Here is a 24,922-nt window from a genome sequence, read left to right as displayed (position 1 = left end):
CGTCGGCACCGGCGTCACGGAGGACACCGTGGTCACGACAGGGGTTACTGATGAAGGTAGGTGCCTGAAACACTCCTGCTGACTGTCGGCGGCCGGGCCCTGGCCCGGCCGCATCAGTCGGTGCGGTTGAGGCGTGAGGTGCTATGAGCAGCGCGCGGCCGATCGCTTCCTCCCCCAACGGCGCGCAAGGCGAAGGCGCGGGGAAGGGGAAGGCGCGCCCTGCGGAGCGTCCTTCCGAGCATCCTTCCCCACGCCCTACCCTGCGCTCTCCCGACGAATCCACGGCGGACGGAACCACCGGCGGCATTGTCGAGCCCGCTCCGCCGGTGGCCCTGCGGGACATATTCCGGCGCTTCTGGCCGTACACGCGGGGCGGCCGGCGCTGGCTGGTGGTGATCCTGGCCTTCGTCGTGCTGGGTCCCGTCGTCGACGCGGCCGAGATCTGGCTTTTCAAGATCGTCATCGACGACATGCTGGTCCCCCGCAATCTGCACCTCCTCCTGCCGATCGCCCTCGCCTACCTCGCGTTCACGTTCTTCGCCGGCGTCCTCGCCTTCGCCGACGAGGTGACCTCCACCTGGGTCAGTGAACGCTTCCTGCTGGCCCTGCGCTCCGATCTCTTCCGCCACGTCGAAGGTCTGTCACTGGGATTCTTCGAGCGGCGGCGGCTCGGGGACGTGCTCTCCCGCGTGACCGGGGATGTCGACGCGGTGGAGACGTTCCTGCTCTCCGGGATCGTCAACGCGATCGCCCAGGTGATGCGGCTCGGGATCTTCCTCGGCGTGCTGTTCTACCTCCAGTGGGAGCTGACCCTCCTCGCCCTCGTCATCGCGCCGCTGTTCTGGTGGACCGCCCGACGCTTCTCCCGGCGGGTCAAGGCCGCCTCGCGGGAGCGGCGGCGCCGCAGCGGCTCGGTCAGCGCGGTCACCGAAGAGGCCCTCGGCAACATCGTCCTCGTCCAGGCGTACAACCGGCAGCGGTGGGAGCACGGCAGGTTCGAGCGTGAGAACCTCGGCCGGTTCCGGGCGGCCATGGCGTCGGCCCGTATCGGTGCGGTGTACGCCACGGTCATCGACGTCATCGAGCTGGCCGGCGCGCTGCTCGTGATGGGCCTGGGCACTTGGGAGCTGGCCCAGGGCCGCCTCACCCTGGGCGGCCTGATGGTGTTCCTCACCCTGCTGAGCAGGCTCTACAGCCCGATCCGCGGCATGTCGGGCCTCAGCAACACCTTCTACTCGGCGTCCGCCGCCGCAGAGCGGATCATCGAACTGCTCGACCAGCGGCCCCAGGTCGTCCAGGCCACGACCCCTCGGGAGCTCGGGTCCGCGCGCGGTGAGATCCGGTTCGACGACGTCTCCTTCCGGTACCCGGGGACGACCAGGCCGGCCCTCTCCCGGGTCTCCTTCAGCGTCGCCCCGGGCGAGACCCTGGCACTGGTGGGGGCGAGCGGAGCCGGGAAGTCGACCGTCGCCAAGCTGCTGCTCCGCTTCTACGACCCGGACCACGGAACCGTCCGCCTCGACGGGAACGATCTTCGCGAGCTGCGCCTGGACGACCTGCGGAACAACGTCGCCGTACTGCTCCAGGAGACCTTGGTCTTCCACGGCACGGTGCGCGACAACATCGCCTACGGCCGCCCCGACGCGAGCGAGGACGACATCGTCGCCGCAGCTCACGCCGCGGACGCACACCACTTCATCAGCCGACTTCCCGAGGGCTACGACACCGTCGTGGGCCAGCGCGGCCGGCTGCTCTCCGGCGGACAGCGGCAGCGCCTCGCCATCGCCCGCGCCATGATCCGTAACGCTCCCCTCCTCATCCTCGACGAGCCGACCACCGGCCTCGACGCGGAATCAGGCCGGCGCATCCTCGAACCGCTGCGTCTGTTGATGAGCGGACGCACCACGATCCTCATCTCCCACAACCTGCTCACGGTCCGCGACGCCACCCAGATCGTGCTTCTTGAGGACGGCCGCATCGCCGACCACGGCACGCACGACCAATTGCTCAGCCGCAGCGCGTCGTATGCCCGGCTCTACCGGCTGCACGGGCCCGGCGACCCACCGATGGCCGAGGTGCTGCGATGAGCCGTACGCCAGCCCCCAAGACACCGCCGCTGACGGCCGGAAGCACGGTGGCCCCGGGCTACGAGGTCCTCGCCCCCCTCTGCCGCACCGGTTGGCTGGACCTCTACGACGCCTGGAGCCAGGAGCGGGAGTGCCGATGCGTCGTGAAAGTGCTGCGCCCGGACCGCCAAGGCGAGCAGAGGCTGCGCGAGCGACTGCTGCAAGAGGGCCACTGGCTCCAGACCTTCACCCACCCACACCTGGTCCGCGCCTACGAAACGGGCGAAACCCCGGAACCGTACGTCGTATTGGAGACCCTCACCGGCGAGACCCTGGCCCACCTCGTCGATCGCCGACAGCGCCGCCTGGCCACCCACGACCTCGCCCTGCTCGGCCTGCACCTGTGCTCGGCGCTCCACTACCTGCACGGCAAGGGCCTGCTGCACCTGGACATCAAGCCGTCCAACATCGTGGTCGGCTGCCGGCGCGCAAAGGTCCTCGACCTGAGCATCGCCCGCCCACCCGGCCCCGCCCCGCCGGGCCTCGGCACCTTCAGCTACCTCGCCCCCGAGCAGGCACGCGGCGGAATGCTCACCCCCGCGACCGACATCTGGGGCCTCGGCAGCACGCTGTACGAGGCCGCCACGGGCGACGTCCCCTTCGCCGAGACCGAGACCGAGATGGAGACCGGCACAGGCATCGACCCCGACCCCGACACCGGCACCGACACAGACACCGGCTCCGGCACCGGCACCGACACAGACACCGATCGGTACCCCCAGCTCGACGGACGCGCCCCGTCCGTCAGCACACGCCGGCGACTGCCCCGCACCCTCGCCGCCGCGATCGACGGCTGCTTGTCCCCCGACCCTGGCGCCCGGCCCTCACTGGCCCAACTCGCAGCGGCACTGGACGGTGTGCTGCCGCACGGTCGGCGCGGAGCGCCGGTCCAGGCATCGCCGACGATCATGAACCATTCACCAGTCTCGTTACGTACACCAGGCACCAGACACCGGACACGGACACCGGCCACAGACACCGGCCACAGACACAGACACAGACACCAGACACCAGACACCGAACACGGACACAGGCGCCTCCGGGAGGTCCCGATGCCTTCTCGCCCAGTTGAGGCTTCGCTGAGGGGGGTTGCCGCCGGCTGCGCGCTCCTCAGTGCCGTCGCTCATCTCCTCATCGTCCCCGAACATCTCAAAGAAGTGCCGTACATGGGAATCCTGTTCCTCATCGGCAGTGTGGCGCTTCTCGTCGCTGCGGCAGGTCTTGCGCGGCGGAACCCCGTACCGGCGTGGCTGCTCGGCACATTGGTCAGCGGTGGCATGGTTCTCGGCTTCGCGTTGTCCCGTACCGTGGGGTTGCCCAACTACCAGGAAGAAGGCTGGGACCCTCCGTACGGCGTCCTGTGCATGGTCGCCGAAGTGGCCTTCATCGTCACCTTCGTCGCCTGGTGCGGCGTCGAGAAGACGCGGACCCCGCCCGCTGAGGTCACCCACCCCACCGCGTCCGTGCACGCTGGGTAGCCACAGCCGTAGTCGTAACCGCTCCGGCATGTCGTGACCGCGCCAACGGAGCCGTTACCCCGAGAGAGAATGAATGCGTGGTCTTCCGTAACCGCCGGGCAATCCCCTGGCCGGGGCGGACCGTATCCAAGGGTATGCAGAAGTTGCAGCTCCCGGTCGGACGCATCCCCGACGAGGCGCTGCTGGCTGGCCTGGCCACGGGTGATCCGGAGCTCGCCGTCACGTTCGTACGGCGATTCCAGCACACGGTCTTCGGCGTCGCGCTCGCGGTGACCCGCGATCCGCAGCTCGCCGAGGACATCGCCCAGCAGACCTTCGAGCGTGCGTGGCGGCATGCGCAGGTCTACGACTCACGCCGCGGATCGGTGACGACCTGGTTGACGACCATCGCCCACAACCTCGCCATCGACGCCGTCCGGTCGCGTCGGCCGGAGCCGGTGGCCCCCGAAGACCTCGACGCGCTCCTCGGCGCGATGACCGACACCCCCGAGGAACGGGCGCTCGCAGACGAGGCGTCGGCCGCCCTACGGGCCGCGGTGGCGCAGTTGCCGGGCGAGCAGGCCCGTGCCCTGGTGATGGCGGGCATCTACGGGATGACCGCGCAGCAGGTCGCCGACCGGGAACACATCCCCTTGGGCACCGCCAAGACGCGGATCCGCACCGCCATGGGCAAACTGCGGACCACTCTCACCGCGCCGGATCCCGCCCCTCCGCACCTGACACCTTCCGAATCCACGAATTCCCCGCCCCCCGCCCACCCGCCGCACCCCGGAGCTGCGAACCCCGCGCACCCGACCCACCCCACGCATCCGAATTCCGCGCCTGCGAATCCCGCCGATCCGCATCCCGCTGACCCGCGTCCCGCTGATCCGCGTCCCGCTGATCCGCACCCCGCTGATCCGCACCCCGCCGATCCGGATCGCGCGTCTCCGAAGCGAGGCGGCCATGAATGAGGCGGCCATGAACAAGGACCTGACCTGCGAACAGCTCCACGAGACCGGTGCCGAGCTGGCCCTTGGCGTGCTCTCGGGCCGGGAGCGGGCCCAGGCGGCCGCTCACCTGGACCGTTGCGCGGACTGCCGGGAGTACATCGAGCAGCTCGCACTCGTCGGCGACGGACTGCTGTCCCTCCTGCCCGGCAGTGAGCCGTCGGCCGGCTTCGAAACCCGGGTGGCGCGGCGGCTGACCCAGGCGCAGGCCGCACGTGACGGACGCGAGACCGCACGCGGCGCCGCGCTGCGGCCCACGCGGGGGCGCAGAGGCGTACGGCTACGGGTCGCATCCGCGGCGGCCGTAGTCGCGCTGGGCTTCGGGTTCGGCGGCTGGGCCGTCGGCACGGCCATCGAAAACCTGGCCGCGGGCCCTGCACCGCCCGTCCAGACCGCGGAGGGAATGCTACGGGCGAACCTGACCGCAGACGGTACGGACCATCGCCAACCGGTCGGCGAAATCTACGTCCACCCCGGACCGCGCGGCTGGGTCTTCATGTCCGTCGATCTTGCCGATGCCGGCATCCGGTACAGCGGAAAGGTCATCTGCACCCTGGAGCGTACCGATGGCACCACCGTCCGGCTCGGCACCTTCAGCCTCCGCGGCGGCTACGCCTACTGGGGTGCCCCGACCTCGGTGAACCCCTCCACGCTCGCGGGCGCCCGCCTGACCGCGACCGACGGCCACGTCCTTGCCACCGCCCACTTCACCGGGCGGTGATCACCCCCGTCGGAGCAGCTTGCCCCGGGGCAACAGACGTCGCAGCCCACCAGAGAACGTGACGCGAGAAAGCGACGCGAGAACAGGACGCGACAACGTGACGCGAAAAAGTGACGCTGCGTCCGATCCGGTGACACCGTGCATAGCGGAGTGCTGCTACGGGGATGCCATGCGGGCCGGAACCGGTCTTCAGAAAGGCATGATCATGCAGGTCAGCGTAGGGGACAGGCTGCTTATTCACGGGCGCATCGTCGGGCAGCGCGACCGGACAGCCGAGGTCATCGAGGTACTGGGAACAAACGGCAGCCCGCCGTACCGGGTGCGCTTCGAGGACGGCCACGAAACCATCATGTCCCCTGGCCCGGACACCGTGGTCCGGCCTTTCGCAACCGAAGCCTGAGGCCGTCGAGCCGTCGAGCCGTCGAGCCGTCGAGGCGCTGAGGCGTTGAGGCGCTGAGCCGTCGAGATGCTGAGGCGTCGAGCCGTTGAGCCGTCGGTCGGTCGGCTGAGCGGTTTGCGCACGAGGCTCGGGTGAGGGTCGTGGGCCGGGTAAGGTAGCGCTCTTCGGGCGGTGTGATCCCCTGGAGTCCCCAAGGCGCTCCTCATGAACCTTCGGCCCATGACTGCCCGTTCCGACGTCGCGATACGCAGCGTTTGGCGGCTGCCCGCCATCGATGCCGTGCGAGGGTGGCGGGCCCTGTGGTGGAACGTAGGGCCCGCCGGGGAACTGGCGGTCCTGTTGGTTCACCGGAGGTATCTGAACCGCTCTCGCTATGTCAAGGGATGGATCGGGTGGGGGCCGGAAGTCCCGTTCAGTGGCGAGCTGGTCACCGTCACGGCACAGGGAGAGCGGCGCACGCCCTTGGAGAACATCCCGATCCGCCCCAGCCACCTGGTCCTGCTTCCGGAATCACGACTCCTCGTGGCCGCCGGCGGCACCTTCAGGACCAAGACCGAGGAGGGGGCGGCCGAGGGCGCCTGGGTTCCCAACGCCGTGGTGTTGTCGCCCTCAGGGGCACCCGAAGGCGAATTCTGCATCGGCGATGACCTCTCCACTCTGGTCGCCGACCGTCATGGGGGAATCTGGGCAGCCTACGGAGACGAGGGCATCTACGGCGGCCACCCGGAGTCAGCGGCCGGTATGGCCGGCTGGAATGCCGAGGGCCATGCCGTATGGGCCCCCGAAGGGCGGCTCCCCGCCCACCCGTTGCAAGGCTGTACCGCCGCCACCGAGGGCGAACGGGTGTGGCTGGTGTGGTACTCGGGCGGCGGACACGGTGCCGGCACGTATCTGACCCGGATCACCCCCTCCACCGGCGAAGTGACCAGCTACCGCAGCCCTGTCCCCAACCCGGACGGGTTCGCCGTCCGCGGCCATCGCGCCGTGCTGACCGTCCGCAACCACCACCAGCGGTCCGTCGAACTCATCCGCGCCGAGCTCGACGACACCACCGGTTCCACCGGCCTTACCTGCTCCCATGACCCCAACGGCGCCAACGGCCCCAACACCCCGACATGGACGGTGACCAGCCGTCGTAAGCTCCGCGTGCCCGGCCGGGTCGTCATGCGCTGCGGCCAAGGCCGCGACGGCGTCCTGTGGCTCCGTACGGGGGACACCTGGCTGCGCATAGAGGCGTGAACACATGGCCCTACATGACCGATTGCCCCGCGAGCAGCCTCAGACGCCTTCGCTCCAGTCGAGGTCAAGCCAAGTTGTCGCCCCAGCCGCCCTGAACCATCGTTTGGAACGCCCACTTTCCGTCCCGCCTGATCAGGATGTCGGCGTACCGCAGCTGTTGGGTCTCGCCCTGGACCGTCATGGTCGAGTCCGTGAAGACCACGGCGATGGCGGGGGAGAGGAAGACGGGCGTTCGCGTCGACTCGAACCCGATGTCCTCGCTCCCGTCCCCCATGACATGCGTCATCGTCGCGACGAACTGCTCGCGGTCCCACTGGGCCGAACTGCCGTTGCCGGCTGCGTCGTCACTCACGAGGTTGAGGGGGAAGACCGCCATCTCGGCCATCCGCTCGATGTTGCGCTTCGCGCTCTGGGCGTCGTACTCGGCGAACCAGGCGTCCAGGCTCGCACGGTCCTCGGTGGTGGGGACATAGCCGGTCGGGGGCAGAACGGTCACGCTGGCTCCTCTTCAAGGCTTTCGAGCACTCGTCGCGTACGGGCGCACGGAGAGCTCGTCAAGTTTGACTACGAGTTTGGGAGGGTAAATCGCGTTGGCCATCTAGTCAAACTTGATTAGCTGTTTTTGTCGGGGAGGGGGAAGCGGTCGTGGGTCCAAGAGCCCGCACGTGAAGGCCTCCGGCCGGCCGAAGAACCGGCCTTCCACGGGGACTTGGGTGGGCGTGCAGGTGGACGTGCACGTGGACGTGGGCGTGCACGTGGACGGGGCGTGATGCGCCTGCGGACCGCGGGCGGCCCGGGTGCGACTGGCAGGAGCCGTAAGGCGGTAGTCCCCTACGGCTCCAGCCCGTCAGAGTCCGTCGGGAGTCCGTCAGGAGCTCTTCGAGACCTGCAGAGGTCTTCCGAGAGCTTCAGTAAGTCTCAGTGGTCGACGGTGACGACGATCTTGCCTACCTGAGCGCCCGCTTCCATGTACCGGTGGGCTTCGACGACGTCGTCCAGGGGGAAGGTGCGGTCCACCAGTGGCCGGAACGCACCGGTGCGCAGGCCGGAGGAGACGAACGCCACAGCGCGGCGCAGGCGTTCCGGGTCGGCGGTCGTCTCCTGGGTGACGGTGTAGGTGCGCATGTTCAGGGCCGGCATGCCGAGTTCGAACCCGGGGTACGGGGTCGGCTCGCCGCTCAGTGCGCCGTACAGGAAGAGCGTGCCGTCGGGGGCGACCGCCTTGGCCAGGTCCACCACACCGGGACCGGCGATGGCGTCGAAGACGAACTCGGCGCCCCGGCCACCGGTCAGGTCGAGCACTCGCGCGGCGACATCCTCCTCGTCGGTGACGATCACGTCGGCCGCTCCCGCCTTGAGCAGCGCGTCCTTCTTGGTGCCGGTGCGGGTGGTCGCGATGGGTACCGCCCCGACGCGGTGGGCGATCTGGATCGCGGCGAGCCCGACACTGCTGGAGGCCGCGGTCAGTACGACCGTGTCCCCGGCTCGCATCCCGCCGACCTCCACCAGCGCCCCGTACGCGGTCAGGTACGGCATCCACACCGCGGCGCCCCCGACTGCGTCGAGCTCGTCGGGGCGGTGCACCACCGCGGACGCGGGGACGAGCGAGTGCTCGGCGTAGACGCCGTAGTCGTTCATCGAGAACGCGGGCACCACGCTGACCGGCTGGCCGACCTCGAATCCCTTCACGTTCGCACCGACGGCCTCGACCATGCCTGCGGCCTCGGTGCCGAGCCGGGCGGGGAACTCCTTTACGGGTTCGATGTAGTTGCCGTCGCGGAACAGCACCTCGGCACGGTTGAGGCCGATCGCGTCGACGCGGATCAGCAGCTCACCCTGGCCGGGTTCACCGATCTCCACGTCCTCCAGCCGCAGGACCTCCGGGCCCCCGTGCTCATGGAACCGCACTGCTCTGGACTTCATACATCCCCCTATCCATAGACCCATCGACGTGAGTGGCGACAGGTGTGAGCCGGCGGCAGACGTGAGTTGGCGAGGCAATGGCCGCGAACGCGCCGCCGCATGGCCTCACTTAAACGGAAGGTACGATAGCTGTCAAACTTCGATGTGCATCGTACTTTGATGAGTGCCATACTTTGGTGTGCGTCACGGCACGGGCATGGGAGGTCAACGCGCAATGGCAGAAGCACGACGAAGCGGGCAGGAGCGGGTTCCACCCCACCCGGACATCCAGGAGATCAGCCTTCAGCAGGTGCTTGAGGCTCTGGTCGACCCGATACGCCGCCGGATCGTCCGTGAGTTGTACGCCGCTCGCCGGGAGCTCGCCTGCGGCACGATCGACCTGCCGGTCAGCAAATCCACCGCCACCCACCACTTCCACGTCCTGCGCGAGGCCGGCCTCATCAGGCAGTACTACGCGGGTACTTCCCGCATGAACGCGCTACGCAGCGACGAGTTCGAGCAAGCCTTCCCGGGGCTTCTCCGCGTCCTCATGGAACAGCCCGAGCGGGAATGAAGAAGCCGGGAGCACGCGGCGACCACGTCACGGTCGTCGGCTCAGGCTCAGGGTGTGTCGCTTGATCCGCGATCTCGTGGGCGCGGTCACACGGTTTCGGCCATGTATGTCTGGATATTGTACCTTACGTCCACGGGTCACCCATGGCACCATCTCGCTGTCGTCAGGAGTCGCGATGGCGAGCTAAAGGACTCCGGATCGCCCGTGCGTGCCCACTCAGTAGATGCCCTTGGAGGCGGTAGTGGCGTTGTTGACGCGGTACCCGAACAATGAGGCGATCCAGAGCAAGTTGCGGCACTTCGGTGTCAATCCGGATATCACGCATTGGTCGATCGATCCCAACAGGATTGATCCGGGGCAGTGGGAGCCCTGGGAGATTGACGCCGGTCGTCGTAGGCACTTTGCCGGCACCCTTGGTAGGCCGAAGCTGATGGAGTACATCTACGGCTTCCCGACTGCGCTGACCGCCGCGGTGGTGAACTCAACGCAGGATCCGATTGAGCGGACTTTGACCGGTGAGAAGACGATCGGAACCGAGACCAGCCTTTCGATTTCGACGACGATCGAGGCTGGCTTCTTCGGCAGCGTCTCCCTCTCGGTGACCACTGCCTTTTCCCAGACCTGGAAGAAGGAGGAGAAGTTCACCGACTCGATCAGGGTGACGATTCGCCCCGGGCGCATGATGTGGCTGGAACTCGTTCCGGTCATGCGCCGGATCGACGGTGACTTCGTCCACTTCAGGAGGTGGCACACGGAGACGAGGACCAATGTGTGGCAGTTCTCGGGGGTCGTCGAGGCTCCTGGCTTGGAGGGTGGCTTGAAGGACGTGGTCAACGTCCGTGACGAACCCGTCTCCAAGGAGATGGCCGCCCTTTTTCAGGCGGCCTCAGTGTCCGACAGCGGAGACATCACCACAGACGGCGCGCTGGTGACCCTGCCAGGAGACATGGCTGCTTCATTGACGGAGGAGGCCCGGGAGTCCTAAGGACTGCCCGACGAGTTAACCGGCAGATCACGCCACGGGACACCGGTCCGCCGCCGGAAGGGAATGCCGTTGATCACCCTGCGATGGCTCTTCCCACGACCACCTCTTCCCACGTTCTTCGGCACGTGCGACTCCAGCCGAGCCCACTCCTGATCGGTCAGAGCGCCCCGCCCCACACCGGCCGGAACGATGTGAACGCTGAACTGGTCCCACGACCCATCGGACAGTGCCTAGTCGTCGTCTTCCCCGTCTTCCTCGCCGTCTTCGTGGTCCCCGTCGTCATCCTCATCGTCGTAGTAGTCCTCACGTTCGGCGAGGTGGTCGTAGAGCTCGTCGACGAGCGGGGACTCGTCGGCCCACCAAGGGGTGCGGGCGGACTCATCGGAGCCGCCGGTGACCAGTGAGGGGTCGACGGCGTCCATCCACGGATACGCCTCTTCCTCGTCGAGTTCCTCGGCCTCGACCTCGTCGATCCGGCGGATCATGGGGACGGGCACGGTCGACTGCTGGTGCTTCACCATCCAGGTGTTGCGGAAGAAGTCGAACTGAAGGTGATAGCAGTCGTCCGACTCGCTGAAGACGATCGGCGGGACCAGGAAGTGCGCCGCGCCGACCGTGGCCGCAACGTCGATGTAGTTGTCGGGCGTTCCACCGGAATTCCAGCACGCGGCGAAGTTCACGGGCGTCAGCGGCTCTTTGCCGAGGATGTGTATCTGATTGCCCCGGATCACGAACTTTTCCGGGTCGAGGACCACGTCTTCCCCGAGCATCAGGATCGGTGCCGGCATGATGTGCGCCTTGGCGAAGGTCTGAGCACGCTCGTAGAGATCGACGATCTCATCGGAACGCGTGGCGTCGAACCTGCCGAAGTCGTGGAACGGGCAGCACACGTTGTCCGTTTCTTCCCCGTCCGGGAAGAAGGCCGACTTGTCGAACGACGAGACGGGCGAGTGTGACGGTATCTGCGACCCTGACGGGTGGGGAGAGTCCGACGTGTGTGCAGAGTTCGGCGAAGCCGATGACTCGGCTGACGTCGTTGACTCGGCGTGCTTGGTCTTGAGGAAGGCGGGGATCCATGTGCCGTCCGCGCCTTCGGCCGTGATCACGGACGTGTCGCACAGATCGCGGAACGCCGTGTCGCCGATCTTGCAATTGAAGTAGTCGAGCAGCGTGATCGCGGCGCATTCGGCCAGCGAGAGGGTGTCGCTCTTCGGGAACCAGAAGTCGTAGCCGTTCGCGAGGAAGTGTACGCCGCGGAACTGTTTGTGGACGAAGGGCTCGTCGGTCTCACCGGGGGTGAGGCCGTTCCAATGGGCTGCGGCGACCTGGTTGTAGTAGGTGTCGGCATGGCGGGCGAGCTCGGGAGCGAAGACGCTTTCGCCGGTCCAGTAGCAGGCCTTGCTGAACAGCGCGCCGATCTCCGGATCGTGCGTGACGTCCGGCTCGCTGAAGACGAGTTCGGTACGCAGGAAGACCTTGCGGCCGTCACGGTAGGGCGCGCCCTCGTGCTCGTACCGCTGATCGAAGATCACGCAGGTCAGCGGCTCGATCTCGGAAACTGCCGGCCCGCCGACGAGATCCAGGGCGGGATCGGCGGAGCCCCCGGTGAGGTAGAGCAGCACCGTGTGGCGGGAGACGTGACCGCGGGCGGCGTCGTAGTAGGGCGTATCACGGTGGTGGTGGAAGTTGCTGTCGCCGGGCTCGAAGCGATTGCAGCGGAATACGGGATTCACATGCGAGAAGCCGTCGAGCACCGCCTCCGGCATCGCGGCCGACACTGCCTTGGTGAGCGCCTCGGCGAGCAGCGCCGAGTGGAAGATGAAGCGTTCGCCGCCGCGCGAGGAGGCATTGAGCGGCGGGACGTAGAGGTTGAGTGAGTCGAGCCGTTCCAGACCGGTGCGGGCGGCCTCCGGCAGTCGCAACGACAGTGCGTACGCGTCCGGCCCGAGCTCGACGGGCTCGGCGAGCTCCAGGTCCAGGGGGACGTCCGCAAACAGGTGGTCCAGCGGAACGATGTTCTCGAACGTACGGAACGACAGCTCGCGGGGATCGACGAAGACGGCGGCCAGGTGCGGCGCGCCCTCGCTGGGCCGGGCGAACAGCTCACGCACCTCGGCGTCTATGCGCTCGGCGTCGACGAAGCGCACCGACTTGTGGCGCGCGGTGGGGTGCCAGGAGACCGACAGGCCGTCGAGCGTCGCGGCGGGCTCGGTGTCGGTCGCGTCGACCTCGGAGCGGTAGCGGGCGACCTCTTCCTCGGTGGCCCCACCGGTCGAGAGGGCGAAGAAACGGTCGCGGAGTTCGGCGCTCACACGCTCCTCCAGTAGCTGCGCAGGGTGGTCGGGAGCTGAGGGGCGGAGGCGAGCTTCCGCACGCCCGCCTCGGAGACGTCGTCGCGGTACAGCAGAAGACGCTTGAGGGAGCCGATGAACGGTGCCGACAGGAGGGCGTCAACGCCGTCCTCGCCGATGTGGTTGTACCGGAGGTCGAGCTCGGTGAGGTTCGGGAAACCCGTCAGCGAGCGCACGCCCTCCGCGGTGACCGCGTTGCACTGGAGGTGCAGCCGCCGGACCGCCGCGAAGTGCGGGGATGCGGTGAGGGCCGCCAGGCCGGAGTCGCCGATGGCGCAGTACCGCAGGTCCAGCGTCTCGATCCGACCGTTCCCGGTCGCGGCCGCGAGGGCCTCGGCACCGGGGTCACCGATGCGGAAGTACGAGAGGTCGAGGGCGACGAGCCGGCCGAGGCCGAGGCTCGCGAGACCGTCCGCCTCGACGGGCGGTGGCATGAGCGGACCGTTCTCGCCCCAGTGCTCCTCTTCGTGGCCCCACTCCTCGCCCTCCGGGTCATCACCCGTCTTGATCCGCAATGCGGTCACGAAGCGGCCGCGCAGGGCCCTCGCTATCAACTCCGGTGCCTCGTCGGACCATTCGACGGCGACCTTCGTGGCGAACCCGTGCCGACGCGCCTCGACGGTCACTTCCGACGGCAACTCCGCGTCCCAGCTGTCTTGGTGTCCGTCGGACAACTGCCGTATTTCGAAGGCCAGTTGCTTGCGCTCGGCGGCGCCTGCCACGCACGCGCGTTGTTCCCACTCGATCAACTTCCCCCGTGCATCGCCCTGTTCGTGTAGCGCGTCGGCGTAGGCGCGCCATGCGGCGACATCGTCGGGATGCTCTCGCAGTCTCTGTTCCAGAGCCGTGGCTTCCATGTGGATCACCCTAGAGCCGGCCACTGACAATCGAGTTCACGCGGTCGGCCTACGGCTCTGGAGCGGAAGTTCCCGCCCGCAAGGAAGGCGAGGACTCCGCCGTCCACACACGTCGCCGCCCCGTCCGCAGGGCAGACGGGGCGGCACGTCACCACGTAACTGTGGCTCCGTAACTGTGACTACCTCACTTCCACCAGTACTTCACACCGCGGTGGTGCGAGCAGGTGCCGCTGGAGTGGCGCGAGTAGGAATGGCTGTAGTCCTTGCAGCGCGCGGTCTCGTAGCGGTCCGCCGGCTTCTTGCCGGCCTTCCACCCGCATACCCCGGTGGTGTGGTGCACGCACCTGTGCGCGGTGTTCGTGCGCGGCAGCGTCGTCGACGCTTCCGCCGTGCTGGCGACCCCGAGGACCAGGGCAACGGCAGCCGCAGCGGCGGCTATACGGCTCTTCAAGAATTCCCCCCACAGGAATGGTGCTACATGGCGTTCTTTTTCGGCCGTATCGTACATAGGCGTGGAAGTCCGCCACCTGCGGTACGGAAGAAATCACGGCCGGATCGTCGGCTTCGGCTTCGAGTTCGATTCTGATTTCGATTCGAGGAGGTGGCCGATCTCGTCCGCCCCGTCTCCACTGCGCGGCGTGCGACCAGCCGCCCATGCTGTGCGCGACGAGCACCACGGCTGCCTCCCCGGATCGCGTGCCCTACCTCCTCAGCCCCGTCCTCTTGCCTGCCGAGCCGCCGGCTTCCTGACGGTGACCGCGACGGAACTCGCCTTCTCCGCCCAGGCCAGGTCATGCCAGGCCAGGCCAGGTCATGCGAGGTCAGGCCAGGTCATGCGAGGTCAGGCCAGGTCATGCCAGGCCAGGCCAGGTCATGCGAGGTCAGGCTGGTCAGGCCCGGTCAGGTTGTGGAGAAGAAGGTGCTCATGCCGTCGATGTCCGAGAGGTAGCTGTCGATGGCGGTGATACGTCCGGATCGGATGGTGAGCACGGTCGCAAGGTGTTCGTCGAGCTCGCGGCCGTCTGGGGCGGTCGCGGTGTTGCGGAGGGAGAGGGCCGCACCGTGTGCGCCGATGAGCACGTGCAGCAACTCGGTCCGCACTCCCCGATCCGCGATCTGCCGGGCCCGCTCCACGGCCAGGTCCGCGCCGTGAAGGGTGCCGGAGATGGTGCCGGTTCCCGGCATGGACCAGGTGATCTCGTCGGCGAGCAGATCACGCAGTGCCTGCCAGTCACGGTCCTTGAAAGCGGCGAGGAACCGTTCGGCGATCGTGGGATCGGTGGTGTTCGTGGACATGGGTCTGGCATCTCCTGTTTCTTCACCGAGCGCTGCCGGCGGCGGGTCGGAGCAACGGCGCACTCGCGGTGGTTCAGCAAGGTGGCGTGGTCGAGCCTAGGCCGCGGCGCCCGGTGGTGTGGGACGGCAGAGTGGTGCTCTCGACACCCGGCAACTGGGGTCGATGGGCCGCCTGTTGTTGTGCGGCGATGCACGAGCACCACTGCGTAGCGCCACCGGCCCCTCCTCCCGGTCGCCCGCGTCGGCTGGGTACCGGTGGTGCCCAGCTGGACGACCGGGAGTGGGTGGCTGGCACGCTCCGGACTTACCGGGTGGCGACGTTGTGCGGGGTGCCGTCCGCGATGGCCCGGAGTTTGTCCGGGTTGGCGACATTGTGGAGGGCGGTGATGCGGCTTTCGGCGTCAAAATCGAAGGTGACCGTGGCGATCACGCGGTCCGGTCCGCTGAACACCAGACCCGGGCCGCCGTTGATCTCGACCAGTTCGGCGTGCATATCGGCAGGCTCGATGCCCTGGTACGTAACGGTGCCGATGGCGGCGAACCAGGAGGCCACGGTTGGCGCGCCCACCACCGGGCGCAGGGCCTGGCGGACCTTGCCGCCGCCGTCGGTCCACAGCGTGACGTCCGGAGACAGCAACTCCATCAGGGTGTTGAGGTCCCCACCCGTCGCGGCCGCGAAGAACTTCTCGGTGACCTCGCGCTGCCGCGACCGGTCCGCGGCGAAGCGCGGCCGCCGGGCCTCCACGTGCTCGCGCGCACGGTGTGCGGTCTGCCGCACCGCGGCCTCGGAACGCTCCACCGCCTCCGCGATCTCGGCATGGCTGAAGCCGAAGACCTCCTTCAGCACGAACACCGCGCGCTCCAGCGGGCTCAGCGTCTCCAGCACCACCAGCATCGCCATCGACACCGACTCGGCGTTCATGACGGAATCGGCGGTGTCGCCGACAGTGAGGATGGGCTCCGGAAGCCACGGCCCCACATACGTCTCCCGTTTGTGCCGGGTCGAGCGCAGTCGTTCCAGCGCCAGATTCGACACGATCCGCGTGAGGTACGCCTTGGGGTCGGCCACCTGCGAGCGGTCGGCCGCCGACCATTTGATCCAGGCCTCCTGCACCGCGTCCTCGGCGTCCGCCGCCGTGCCGAGGATGCGGTAGGCCACCGAGAACAGCAGGTTGCGATGCTGGTGGTACACCTGTTGGTCCGGGTCCGGCTGCTGCTTCGGTGCGGGGCACGGGGGCGGGTAGGTCATCGCGCCTCCCGTATGCGGGTGAAGCGGCCGCCGCGCGGCCAGAACGCGCCCGAGGCGGGCATCTTCTTCATGCGGCCGTAGGTCGGCCAGGGGGAAGCACTCACCGTCTCCTTATACCGGGCCGCCAGACGTCCGGTCAGATGGAGCCGTCGGGGGCTGTCATCGGGGTGCGTGAACTGCACGACCGCCTCGTGCCGGCCCAGACTCACCGGCGTGTGGTAATAGCCGAAACGGAACGGCTTGGGTTGCTTGCCCTTCAGTGCGCGGACAATGGACACCGCCGCGTGCACGCCCGTCGGCATGCCGCCCTGGCAGGTGCCGTGCATGACCCCGTAACCCTGGCGGATCGCCGCCGCGTCGCCAACGGCGTAGACATCCGGGTGCGACACCGACCGCAGCGCGACGTCGGTGACGATACGGCCGCGCGCGTCGACCGTCAGGCCGGCGGTGGCCGCCAGCGGCGACACCCGGGTCCCGCTGGTCCACAGGACCGCGGTGGCTTCGATGCTCTCCCCACCCGCCAGCTCGACCGCGTCCGGCAGGACCTCCACCACCTCGACCCCGCTGCGCACCCGGACGCCAAGGCGGTCGAGTGCGGCCTGCAGATAGGCCCTGGCCTTCGGGTTCATGGCCGCACCGGGTTCCTGCCGGCCCAGCAGTACGACGTTCAGCTCCGGGTGCTGCTCGGCGATCTCCGCGGCCGCCTCGATACCGGTCAGTCCGCTGCCGGCGATCACCACCGTGCCGCTGCCGAGCTGCGCCAGCCGGTTGGCCAGCACCTCGGCGTCCTGGGCGCAGTCGAGGGTGTACGCGTGCTCCTCGACGCCCGGCACCGCCGCGGTGTCGGCCACGCTCCCCAACCCGTAAACCAGCGTGTCATAGGGCAGCACCTGGTCGTCATCGACCCGGACGGTCCGGGTGTCCGCGTCCACCGCCGTCACCCAGCCGCGCACGAAGCGCACGCCGGTGCCCTCCAGCATCTCCTGGATGCTCAGCTCGGCGAGCTGCTGCCCGGTCGCCGTCATGTGCATCCGCAGCCGCTCGGTGAACCGCTCTTGCGCATTCACCAGCGTCACCTGCACGTCCTCGCGCCGCGCGACCCGAGCCCCGAGCTGGATGGCGGCAGCCATGCCTGCGTACCCCGCTCCCAGGATGAGGACGCGGTGGGCGGGCGCCTGATGACTGGCTGCTTGATGGTTGGCCGCCTGATGGTTGGCCGGCTGATGGTTGGCCGTTCGACGAGTGGTCGACCGGCTGGTGATCGCCACATCGGCTCCGGCTTCGTGCTGTGCGCTCATCTTCTCGCCTTCCTTCACTTTCCCCGCCCGCTTGCTGACGACCACCAGATGCAAGCTCGCCGTCCCTTCGTGACACGGGGCCGGCGTGATGCGCGACACAGTCGAAAGGTTGCGGGCGACGAGGGGCTGGGAGGGGCGGAGAGACGGTGGCTCGGGCGCCCGAAGTGCGTTGTCAGTGCCGGGAGTTAGGCTCCGATCATGGTGAGTGAGATGAGCCGCATGCAGCATGAACGGCCCGGAGGAGACCCCGAGCCGGGGGTCAGGGACAGGACCGAGAACGGGACACAGGGCGGGGCGCAGGACGGGTCCCAGGAGGTGAGGCCGAAGGCGGGCAGCCATGCCGTGCTGACCCTGCGTTTTCCGCCGTTCCCATCTCCGGACGAGGCCGACGAGTCGGCCATGGTGCCGCACGACCCGGTGCGTGCCCGCCAGGTCGTTGAGGAGCTGGGCACCGTGGAGGAGGTTCTGGAGCAGCTGCCGGACCGCCTCATCGCGGACTTTCGCGATCCGGAGGTGCGCGCCGACCTGGAACTGGTCGCGGTCGGATGGTGGGGCAACGCCGTCCACATCACCGATCCGGCCCTCGGCGGTGACTTCCTTACGTATGCCATGACGGAGGAGGTCCGCAGGCAGCGTGCACGGCACCCGGAGGCCCGGATCGTCGGGTCGGTCGAAATGGACTACGGGAACAGCTTCCTCGAAGACGTGGTGGTCCTGCCCGGCGGCGTGGAGGCGTACGCCGCGGGATGGGACTGCGACGACGCATGGGATTTCGCCGGCGACCCGGAAGAGGTGCTGCGCGCCATAGGCATCGACCGCGAGGCGGCAGCGGAAGCGGGCTTCGACCTCGATGAGGACCCTTGCGACCGTGTCTGGTCCGATCTCGGGGTCCTCGCCCTTTGGGGGCTCCCCGGCGGCCCCGGCGTCGGCCCCGGTGCCGGAGGCCGGCGGGTTTCCGTGTTCCGCGTTCGTCGCACGTCGACCGCCGCATCCGAGCTGGAGGAGGCGTGGTTCGGGCGCTGACCCGGATGCCCCTGGACGAAAGGGAGTTGAACGGATGGCCCATGCCCCAACGGACGCTGGCTGGAGAGACGATTTCGGCCGGCGCGGTGCTTCCGTAGGTTCATTGCGACCACCACAAGCATCACTTCCGCAACGGGAGGAACCCTTATGCCCACCCGCACCGCGAGCCGCCGCCTCGCCGCCGCAGCCATAGCCGTCGGCGCCTCCGCAGCGATCCTCGCTCCCACTGCGCATGCCGCTGACGCCTCTGAGGCCGTCGCGAAGAAGCCCGCCAAGCTCACCGTGGCGTCCTACCAGGCGTACCTGAAGAAGCAGAAGACGCCCGAGGCGAAGAAGGCCCTCAAGGGGTTCAGCGCACTGACCAAGGGGCAGCAGGCGACCTTCGTCCAGGACCTCCAGAACCGCAAGATCTACGAGGCTCTCCTCGGTCAGGTGGAGGGCCGGATCGGGCAGCCGCGCACGGTCATCGACCCGCACAACAGCGAGGTGCGTTTCGTCACCACGGCCTCCACTGCCGTGGGTAAGGACAAGCGCCGCACCACCACCGTCCGTTTCACCGTGACCGAGGAGATCTTCAAGATCCCGGTCACCGCCGAGACCATCAGCATCGCCTATCCGACCACTGGCAACGGCCCGAAGCGAGCCACCGCCACCGCCAAGGTCTCCAATGTCAATGCGGCCATAGCGGTTACCCACAACCGCGTCAGCGTCAAGGGCTACGGTGCCCAGACCTACTGGTCCGCCGAGCCGCAGGTGGCGTCCTTCGGCAAGGCCGCCTACAAGAAGGAGCACGTCCTCGGTTCCAAGGTCACCTACCGGGCCAGCCTGACGAACAACGAGGACTGATCCGCGACCGAGCTCTCGGACCCCGGGAACGGTCACTTCCCGGGGACCGCCGCTTCCTGAGGAACGGTCACTTCCTCGGGAACGGTCGGTCACTTCTCCCGGCACGGTCACTGTGAGGCCCAGGCTGCTGTGTCCTGGGCCTCACGCAGGGGAGCGCGATGGAGTGACGTTAGGCAGTTCGTTGACGGCTGCAGCTCCATTGCCTACCGTCGGTTCTCCGTAGCCAGCCGACCATGGAGTCCTCATGACATCGCCAGGCCCCGGACATCGCGCTCACCCCACCCCCTACCCCCGAACCGTGACCGCAGTGCTCGGCTGCTGTACCGCGCTGGCGGTGACCGCCGGCTGCGGGGCCCCCGACGGCGCGGAGACCGGGCGGGCCGGAGCCCCCAAGGCGTCCGACAGCGCCGCCCCCACGGGGCACGCTGCCCATGCCCAGCACTACACAGGTGAGCTCGCGGACGGGGCCAACTGGGTCGCTGATGTGCCCCAGGACTTCAACGGCACGTTGATGCTGTTCTCGCACGGTTACGGACCGCTCCGGGCGCGGAACGCCCCCGACCCGAAGACCCGAGAGGCGCTCCTCAAGCGGGGCTATGCGCTGGTCGGCTCCTCGTATTCGGGTAGCTCGCGCTGGGCACTGAATGTGGCCGTGAAGGACCAGTTCGACACCCTCAGCGCGGTCAGGAAGAGGGTCGCCGCGGTGCGCGCGCCGAAACGGATCCTTGCCTGGGGGGAGTCGATGGGCGGGCTGATCAACTCGCTCATCGCGCAGCAGGGCCGGGGCCGTGTCGACGGTGCGCTCTCCGCCTGCGGCATCGTGGCGGGAGGTCTCGACTTCAACGAGTACCAAACGGATGGCGATTACGCGATCAACCAACTCCTCGTCCCCAACGGCTCCGGAAGTTCCGGCAGCTCCGGCGGCTCCGGCAGCTCCGGAAGTTCCGGCGGCTCCGGACGTTCCGGAAAACAGATCAAGGTCAGCGGCTTTTCCTCCGACGAGGAAGCCGCCGCCTCCGGGAAGGCCCTCGTGGCCGCCGTCCAGGGCGCCCAGTCAACAGCACAGGGACGCGCGCGTACGGCACTGGTCGCGGCCCTGCACAACCAGCCCAACTGGTTCAGCGGCCGGCAGCCGCCCGAGGCCCATGACTATGAGGCGCGCGAGAAGCAGCAGGCCGAGGGGCTCGTGAAGATGTCCCTCCCCTTCACCCTCGGGGCGCGCTATCAGGTGGAGAAGGCCCAGGGCGGCCCCGTCTACTCCAACACCGGTGTCGACTACGCCCGGTTGCTCCGCCACAGCCGGGATCTTTCCCAGGTCCAGGCCCTCTACAAGAAGGCGGACCTCGACCTGGACAAGGACCTCGCCAAGCTCACACGCAACGCCCACACCGAGGCGGACCCGGACGCCGTACGGAACATGGAGCGCACCGCCGTGCCCTCCGGCCACCTCGCCGTGCCGAACCTCACCCTGCACACCACGGACGACCCGCTGAACCCGGCGCCTCAGGAGAGCGAGTACGCCCGGACGGTGCGCGACGCGGGCGACGGCAGCATGCTGCGCCAGACGTATGTGCACGCCACCGGCCACTGCACCTTCAAGCCCGCCAATTGGCTCGCCGTCCTGAAGGCCCTTGAGCACCGCCTCGACACCGGCAGGTGGGGCGCGGCCACCGAGCCGCGGAAGCTCAATGAGGCCGCGGGGGAGGCGGGGGAGGGCAGCTACCCCTCGTTCCTCCGCTACACCGCTCCGGAGCTGGTCGGTGCCCGGGGACGTCACGCGGCGGCACACTGATCCGTGAGGTGAACGCGGACGGGGAAGCGGACGTGAACGCGCACGGGAAGGCGAACCGCCAGGTCACGCAAGGATCGGAGGGGGCTACGGTGGACCGCGTGAACACGGACGAGTCGCTGCGGCCCCAGTCCCTCATGCTGACGTTCCTGGGCGACCAGGTGCTGGGGCGGGACGTCTGCGTGTACTCCGGCAGCGTCATCGACGTCTTGGCCCGCGCCGGGATCGGTGAGCAGGCGACACGTTCGACGCTGACCCGCATGGTGAACCGCGGCCTGCTGCGCCGCCAGCGTGAGGGCCGCCGGATGTACTTCGGGCTGACCGGGCACGCGGCGGCCGTGCTGCGCGACGGCGAACGGCGCATCTGGCAGACCGGCGCGGTCAACCGGGAGTGGGACGGCACCTGGACCCTGCTGGGTTTCTCGCTGCCCGAGTCCTGGCAGCGCCAGCGCCACGACCTGCGCGCGAAGCTCACCTGGAGCGGCTTCGGACCGCTGTTCAGCGGACTGTGGATCGCACCCGGCGAGGTGGACGTGTCCTCGCTGGTGGCCGAGCTCGGCCTGGCCGCCCATGTGAAGACCTTCCGGGCGCACGCCGACACCGGCATGGACATCGGCGCGATGATCGAGGAGACCTGGGAACTGGCCGAACTGGCCGGATACTACGAGGGGTTCGTCCGGCGCTGGCAGCCGTGGGAGACGAGACAGCCGGGGCCCCCTCTCGCAGCGCTCGCCCTCCGGCTGCGGCTGCAGGCCGAGTGGCTGCAGATCATCCGCCGGGACCCGCGTCTGCCGGTCCGGCACCTGCCGGACGACTGGCCGGCCGAGCCGGCCGAGAGGACGTTCCGGGCGGTGTACGACCGGCTCGCGCCGCTCGCCCGGGACGCCTCGGAACGCCTTCTCGACCTCGTACCCGTACGCCCCGATCAGGCGTAGAAGCGGGACAGGCTCTGCAGTACGGCCGCAGGCTTGGTCCCGCCCTCGATCTCGATCGTGCCGTCGACGGTGATCTGTATACCGCCGGCCACGTCTTCCACCTCGGCCAGCCTTCCGGCCAGCCGGATGCGGGAGCCGGCCGTCACCGGCGCGGGGAAACGCACCTTGTTGAGGCCGTAGTTGACCTTCGTCGTGACGCCTTGGACGTCCAGCAGCTCGGTGAACAGCGGGATGAAGAGGGAGAGGGTGAGGTAGCCGTGGGCGATCGGGGCGCCGAAGGGGCCCGCGGCGGCCTTCTCCGGGTCCACGTGGATCCACTGGTGATCGCCGGTGGCGTCGGCGAAGGTGTGGATCCGCTCCTGGGTGACCGCGATCCACTCGCTGGTGCCGAGGTCGCTGCCGGCGAGCTTCTTCAGCTCGTCGATACCGTTGACGGTGATGCTCATAAGTGGCCTGTTCCTTGGGGGAGTTGGTCAGTTGCCGTAGCGGGTGCGCAGCCGGGATTTCAGGAGTTTTCCGGAGGCGGTGCGCGGGAGTTCGTCGGCGATCACCACCGACTTGGGGATCTTGTACTTGGCGAGTCGCCCGGCCAGCGAGGCCAGCACCTCGTCCGGGTCCAGTGCGAGGCCCTCTGTGGGTACGACGACCGCGCGGGGCACCTCGCCCCACTTCTCGTCCGGGACGCCGATCACGGCGCACTCGGCGATGCCGGGGTGGGCGAGCAGCAGGTCCTCGATTTCGGCGGGGTAGATGTTCTCCCCGCCGGAGATGATCATGTCCTTGATGCGGTCGACGATGTACACGTACCCGTCCGCGTCCACCCGGGCCGCGTCCCCACTGCGGAACCAGCCGTCGGCGAAAGAGGCGGCCGTCTCCTCGGGCAGGCCCCAGTAGCCGGGCATGACGTGCGGCCCGCGGACGACGACCTCACCGGTCTCGCCGACGTCGACCGGCGTGAGGTTCGGGCGGACCACCCGGACGTCGCTGAAGAAGTGCGGCACACCGGCCGACCCCGCCTTGTCGCCCGCGCGCTCGGCGTCCAGGAACAGCGTCCCGGGCGCCGCCTCGGTCATCCCGTAGCCCTGGAGGAAGGTCAGCCCCCGCTCCTGATAGCGGGCGATCAGCGGCGTCGGCACCGGGGAGCCGCCGCAGTTGAGGATCCGCAAGCTGGACAGGTCCGCGTCCGCCCAGCGCGGATGGCGTGCCATCCGGTCGAACATGGCCGGTACGGCGAACAGGAAAGTGATCCGGTGCCGTTCGATCAGGTCGAGAGTGTCCTCCGGGTCGAACGCCTCGACGAGCACGCAGGTGCCGCCCTTCAGCAGTACCGGAAGGGTGAGCATGTTCAGGCCGGCCGTGTGGAACAACGGCGCCGAGACCAGGGCCCGTTCGTCGGCGGTCAGATCGGTGTCGACCAGGACGTTGAGCGCGTTCCAGGTCAGGTTGCCGTGGGTGAGCATCGCGCCCTTGGGGCGGCCGGTCGTCCCCGAGGTGTACATGATGAGGCTGGTGTCGTCGGCGCCGACCGGCTCGTCGATCGGCGCCGCGGGGGCCGTGGCGAGCAACTCCTCGTATTCCGCGCCGACGTCGATGGGCGTCCGTACGTCCGTGTCCCGCGACAGCTCGTCGACCAGCCCGGCGTGGGCGGGGCCGTGGACGAGGGCCTTGGCGCCGGAGTCGGCGAGCTGGTAGGCGAGTTCGGGCCCGGCGAGACGGGTGTTGAGCGGGACGAAGACCGCGCCGAGGATGCCCGCCGCGAACAGTGTCTCCAGGTAGGACGGGTGGTTGGGGCCGAGGTAGGCGATCCGGTCGCCCCGCCGGATGCCGCGCTGGCGCAGCGCGTGCGCGAGGCGGGTGGTGCGCTCGTGCAGTTGGGCGTACGTGGTCGCGGAGTCGCCGTGGAGCAAGGCGGTACGGTGCGGGGTCTTGCGGGCCCGGCGTGCGGGCCACGACCCCAGTCCCTCGTTGCGCATCGACGGCCCCTTACGGCGTGGTCAGCCCGAGCAGGCGGGCGGCGTTCTCCTTGAGGATCTTCGGCTTCACCTCGTCCTTGACCGGCAGCTTCGCGAAGTCGGCGAGCCAGCGATCGGGAGTCAGGACGGGGAAGTCGGAACCGAAGAGGACCTTGTCCTTCAGCAGCGTGTTCGCGTACTGCACGAGCTGCGGCGGGAAGTACTTCGGCGACCAGCCGGACAGGTCGATGTGCACGCCCGGCTTGTGGGTGGCGACGGCGAGGGCCTCGTCCTGCCAGGGGAAGGACGGGTGCGCCAGGATGATCTTGAGGTGTGGGAAGTCGGCGGCGACGTCGTCGACGTGCAGGGGGTTGGAGTACTTGAGGCGGATCCCGCCTCCGCCGGGAACGCCGGCGCCGATGCCGGTCTGGCCCGTGTGGAAGAGCGCGATCGTGCCTGTCTCTTCGATGACCTCGTACAACTCATAGGCGAGAGCGCGGTCGTTGGGGAAGAAGCCCTGGATGCTGGGGTGGAACTTGAAGCCCTTCACCCCGTACTCCTCGACCAGGCGGCGGGCCTGCCGCACGCCCGCCCGGCCGCGGAAGGGGTCGATGGAGGCGAAGGGGATGAGCACGTCCGCGTTGGCGGCGGCCGCCTCGGCGACCTCCTCGTTGGGGACCGGGGGCGTCCCGGTCGCGGACTGGGCGTCCACCGTGAAGATCACGGCGGCCATCTTCCGCTCGCGGTAGTAGGCGGCCGTCTCCTCCAACGTCGGCTTCCGCTTGCCCTCGACCTTGAAGTAGGCGGCGGAGGCGTCGTGCAGACCGTCGTCCAGTGAGGAGCGGCCCTGGGAGGAGACCTCGGCGTGGGTGTGGACGTCGATCGCGACGAGTTCTTCGAGCTGCATCGAGG

General features: G+C 68.5%; 22 protein-coding genes and 2 pseudogenes. 12 read left to right on the top strand and 12 right to left on the bottom strand.

All coding sequences use genetic code 11. The features are described 5' to 3' along the window. Window positions 1–326: 326 nt before the first annotated feature. From ACZ7MX_RS02915 to ACZ7MX_RS02890, 6 genes and pseudogenes are all read left to right on the top strand, one after another. Window positions 327–2,087: an ABC transporter ATP-binding protein gene (locus ACZ7MX_RS02915; protein ID WP_472128693.1), complete on the top strand. Its 1,761-nt coding sequence runs from the start codon at window positions 327–329 to the stop codon at window positions 2,085–2,087. Next, on the top strand, window positions 2,084–3,604 hold the full coding sequence (locus tag ACZ7MX_RS02910) for a serine/threonine-protein kinase (RefSeq protein ID WP_472128691.1): 1,521 nt from the start codon (window positions 2,084–2,086) through the stop codon (window positions 3,602–3,604). The genes ACZ7MX_RS02915 and ACZ7MX_RS02910 overlap by 4 nt, the downstream gene beginning before the upstream one ends. 134 nt (window positions 3,605–3,738) lie before the next feature. After that, window positions 3,739–4,305, top strand: a pseudogene (locus tag ACZ7MX_RS02905) (RNA polymerase sigma factor); the annotation flags it as partial. Window positions 4,306–4,564: 259 nt separating this feature from the next. Beyond that, window positions 4,565–5,314, top strand: a complete 750-nt coding sequence (locus tag ACZ7MX_RS02900; protein ID WP_472128689.1) for a hypothetical protein — start codon at window positions 4,565–4,567, stop codon at window positions 5,312–5,314. 205 nt (window positions 5,315–5,519) lie between these two features. Continuing rightward, entirely contained in the window at window positions 5,520–5,714 is a 195-nt protein-coding gene (locus ACZ7MX_RS02895; protein WP_472129285.1) for a DUF1918 domain-containing protein, read from the top strand. Window positions 5,715–5,933: 219 nt separating this feature from the next. Then, complete coding sequence (locus tag ACZ7MX_RS02890) at window positions 5,934–6,953, top strand: hypothetical protein (protein ID WP_472128687.1); 1,020 nt, start codon at window positions 5,934–5,936, stop codon at window positions 6,951–6,953. Between the two features lie 64 nt (window positions 6,954–7,017). Here ACZ7MX_RS02890 and ACZ7MX_RS02885 read toward each other — a convergent pair whose 3' ends face one another. Both ACZ7MX_RS02885 and ACZ7MX_RS02880 read right to left on the bottom strand, forming a co-directional pair. Continuing rightward, window positions 7,018–7,449, bottom strand: coding sequence for a nuclear transport factor 2 family protein (locus ACZ7MX_RS02885; protein WP_472128685.1), 432 nt, complete (start codon window positions 7,447–7,449; stop codon window positions 7,018–7,020). A gap of 422 nt (window positions 7,450–7,871) precedes the next feature. Further along, window positions 7,872–8,876, bottom strand: a complete 1,005-nt coding sequence (locus tag ACZ7MX_RS02880; protein ID WP_472128683.1) for a zinc-dependent alcohol dehydrogenase family protein — start codon at window positions 8,874–8,876, stop codon at window positions 7,872–7,874. A 214-nt stretch (window positions 8,877–9,090) separates the two neighbouring features. On the opposite strand from ACZ7MX_RS02880, the gene ACZ7MX_RS02875 reads away from it, so the two are divergent. After that, window positions 9,091–9,429, top strand: a complete 339-nt coding sequence (locus tag ACZ7MX_RS02875; RefSeq protein ID WP_472128681.1) for an ArsR/SmtB family transcription factor — start codon at window positions 9,091–9,093, stop codon at window positions 9,427–9,429. A gap of 223 nt (window positions 9,430–9,652) precedes the next feature. Next, window positions 9,653–10,414 carry a hypothetical protein gene (locus ACZ7MX_RS02870; RefSeq protein ID WP_472128679.1) on the top strand — a complete coding sequence of 254 codons (762 nt, stop codon included), beginning with the start codon at window positions 9,653–9,655 and terminating at the stop codon, window positions 10,412–10,414. Between the two features lie 20 nt (window positions 10,415–10,434). Here the strand turns inward: ACZ7MX_RS02870 and ACZ7MX_RS02865 are convergent. The 7 genes and pseudogenes from ACZ7MX_RS02865 to ACZ7MX_RS02835 all read right to left on the bottom strand — a co-directional run. Then, window positions 10,435–10,590 (bottom strand): annotated as a pseudogene (locus ACZ7MX_RS02865) (transposase); the annotation flags it as partial. 54 nt (window positions 10,591–10,644) lie between these two features. After that, window positions 10,645–12,726 (bottom strand): hypothetical protein, encoded by a 2,082-nt coding sequence (locus ACZ7MX_RS02860; protein WP_472128677.1) that lies wholly within the window; start codon window positions 12,724–12,726, stop codon window positions 10,645–10,647. Then, the gene (locus ACZ7MX_RS02855; protein WP_472128675.1) at window positions 12,723–13,622 is read right to left on the bottom strand and encodes a hypothetical protein; all 900 of its coding nucleotides are present in this window, start codon (window positions 13,620–13,622) and stop codon (window positions 12,723–12,725) included. The genes ACZ7MX_RS02860 and ACZ7MX_RS02855 overlap by 4 nt, the downstream gene beginning before the upstream one ends. A 184-nt stretch (window positions 13,623–13,806) precedes the next feature. Continuing rightward, window positions 13,807–14,073 (bottom strand): DUF3761 domain-containing protein, encoded by a 267-nt coding sequence (locus ACZ7MX_RS02850; protein WP_472128673.1) that lies wholly within the window; start codon window positions 14,071–14,073, stop codon window positions 13,807–13,809. Between the two features lie 449 nt (window positions 14,074–14,522). After that, window positions 14,523–14,918 (bottom strand): nuclear transport factor 2 family protein, encoded by a 396-nt coding sequence (locus ACZ7MX_RS02845; protein ID WP_472128672.1) that lies wholly within the window; start codon window positions 14,916–14,918, stop codon window positions 14,523–14,525. Window positions 14,919–15,222: 304 nt separating this feature from the next. Beyond that, a complete protein-coding gene (locus ACZ7MX_RS02840; protein ID WP_472128671.1) occupies window positions 15,223–16,167 on the bottom strand; it encodes an RNA polymerase sigma-70 factor in 945 nt (314 codons plus the stop codon). Beyond that, window positions 16,164–17,465 carry an NAD(P)/FAD-dependent oxidoreductase gene (locus ACZ7MX_RS02835; protein ID WP_472128669.1) on the bottom strand — a complete coding sequence of 434 codons (1,302 nt, stop codon included), beginning with the start codon at window positions 17,463–17,465 and terminating at the stop codon, window positions 16,164–16,166. The genes ACZ7MX_RS02840 and ACZ7MX_RS02835 overlap by 4 nt, the downstream gene beginning before the upstream one ends. 210 nt (window positions 17,466–17,675) lie before the next feature. Between ACZ7MX_RS02835 and ACZ7MX_RS02830 the strand changes: the two genes are divergently transcribed. From ACZ7MX_RS02830 to ACZ7MX_RS02815, 4 genes are all read left to right on the top strand, one after another. Next, window positions 17,676–18,488, top strand: a complete 813-nt coding sequence (locus tag ACZ7MX_RS02830) for a DUF6333 family protein (RefSeq protein WP_472128667.1) — start codon at window positions 17,676–17,678, stop codon at window positions 18,486–18,488. Window positions 18,489–18,635: 147 nt separating this feature from the next. Continuing rightward, window positions 18,636–19,334 (top strand): hypothetical protein, encoded by a 699-nt coding sequence (locus ACZ7MX_RS02825; protein ID WP_472128665.1) that lies wholly within the window; start codon window positions 18,636–18,638, stop codon window positions 19,332–19,334. 298 nt (window positions 19,335–19,632) lie between these two features. Then, complete coding sequence (locus ACZ7MX_RS02820) at window positions 19,633–21,126, top strand: alpha/beta hydrolase family protein (protein ID WP_472128663.1); 1,494 nt, start codon at window positions 19,633–19,635, stop codon at window positions 21,124–21,126. Between the two features lie 98 nt (window positions 21,127–21,224). Next, complete coding sequence (locus ACZ7MX_RS02815; protein ID WP_472128661.1) at window positions 21,225–22,058, top strand: PaaX family transcriptional regulator; 834 nt, start codon at window positions 21,225–21,227, stop codon at window positions 22,056–22,058. On the opposite strand, the gene ACZ7MX_RS02810 is transcribed toward ACZ7MX_RS02815, so the two are convergent. From ACZ7MX_RS02810 to ACZ7MX_RS02800, 3 genes are read right to left on the bottom strand one after another with little or no spacing between them, the layout of a single operon-like run. Further along, window positions 22,049–22,504 carry a MaoC family dehydratase gene (locus ACZ7MX_RS02810; RefSeq protein WP_472128659.1) on the bottom strand — a complete coding sequence of 152 codons (456 nt, stop codon included), beginning with the start codon at window positions 22,502–22,504 and terminating at the stop codon, window positions 22,049–22,051. The two genes, ACZ7MX_RS02815 and ACZ7MX_RS02810, sit on opposite strands and share 10 nt — an antisense overlap. Window positions 22,505–22,531: 27 nt before the next feature. Then, complete coding sequence (gene menE, locus ACZ7MX_RS02805) at window positions 22,532–24,031, bottom strand: o-succinylbenzoate--CoA ligase (RefSeq protein ID WP_472128657.1); 1,500 nt, start codon at window positions 24,029–24,031, stop codon at window positions 22,532–22,534. 10 nt (window positions 24,032–24,041) lie between these two features. Beyond that, window positions 24,042–24,917: an amidohydrolase family protein gene (locus tag ACZ7MX_RS02800; protein WP_472129283.1), complete on the bottom strand. Its 876-nt coding sequence runs from the start codon at window positions 24,915–24,917 to the stop codon at window positions 24,042–24,044. Window positions 24,918–24,922 lie beyond the last annotated feature (5 nt).

The organism is Streptomyces sp. NPDC107765, assembly GCF_055657085.1.
Note: the sequence above shows the minus strand (reverse complement) of the source record. Positions and strands in the feature narration are given on the sequence as shown.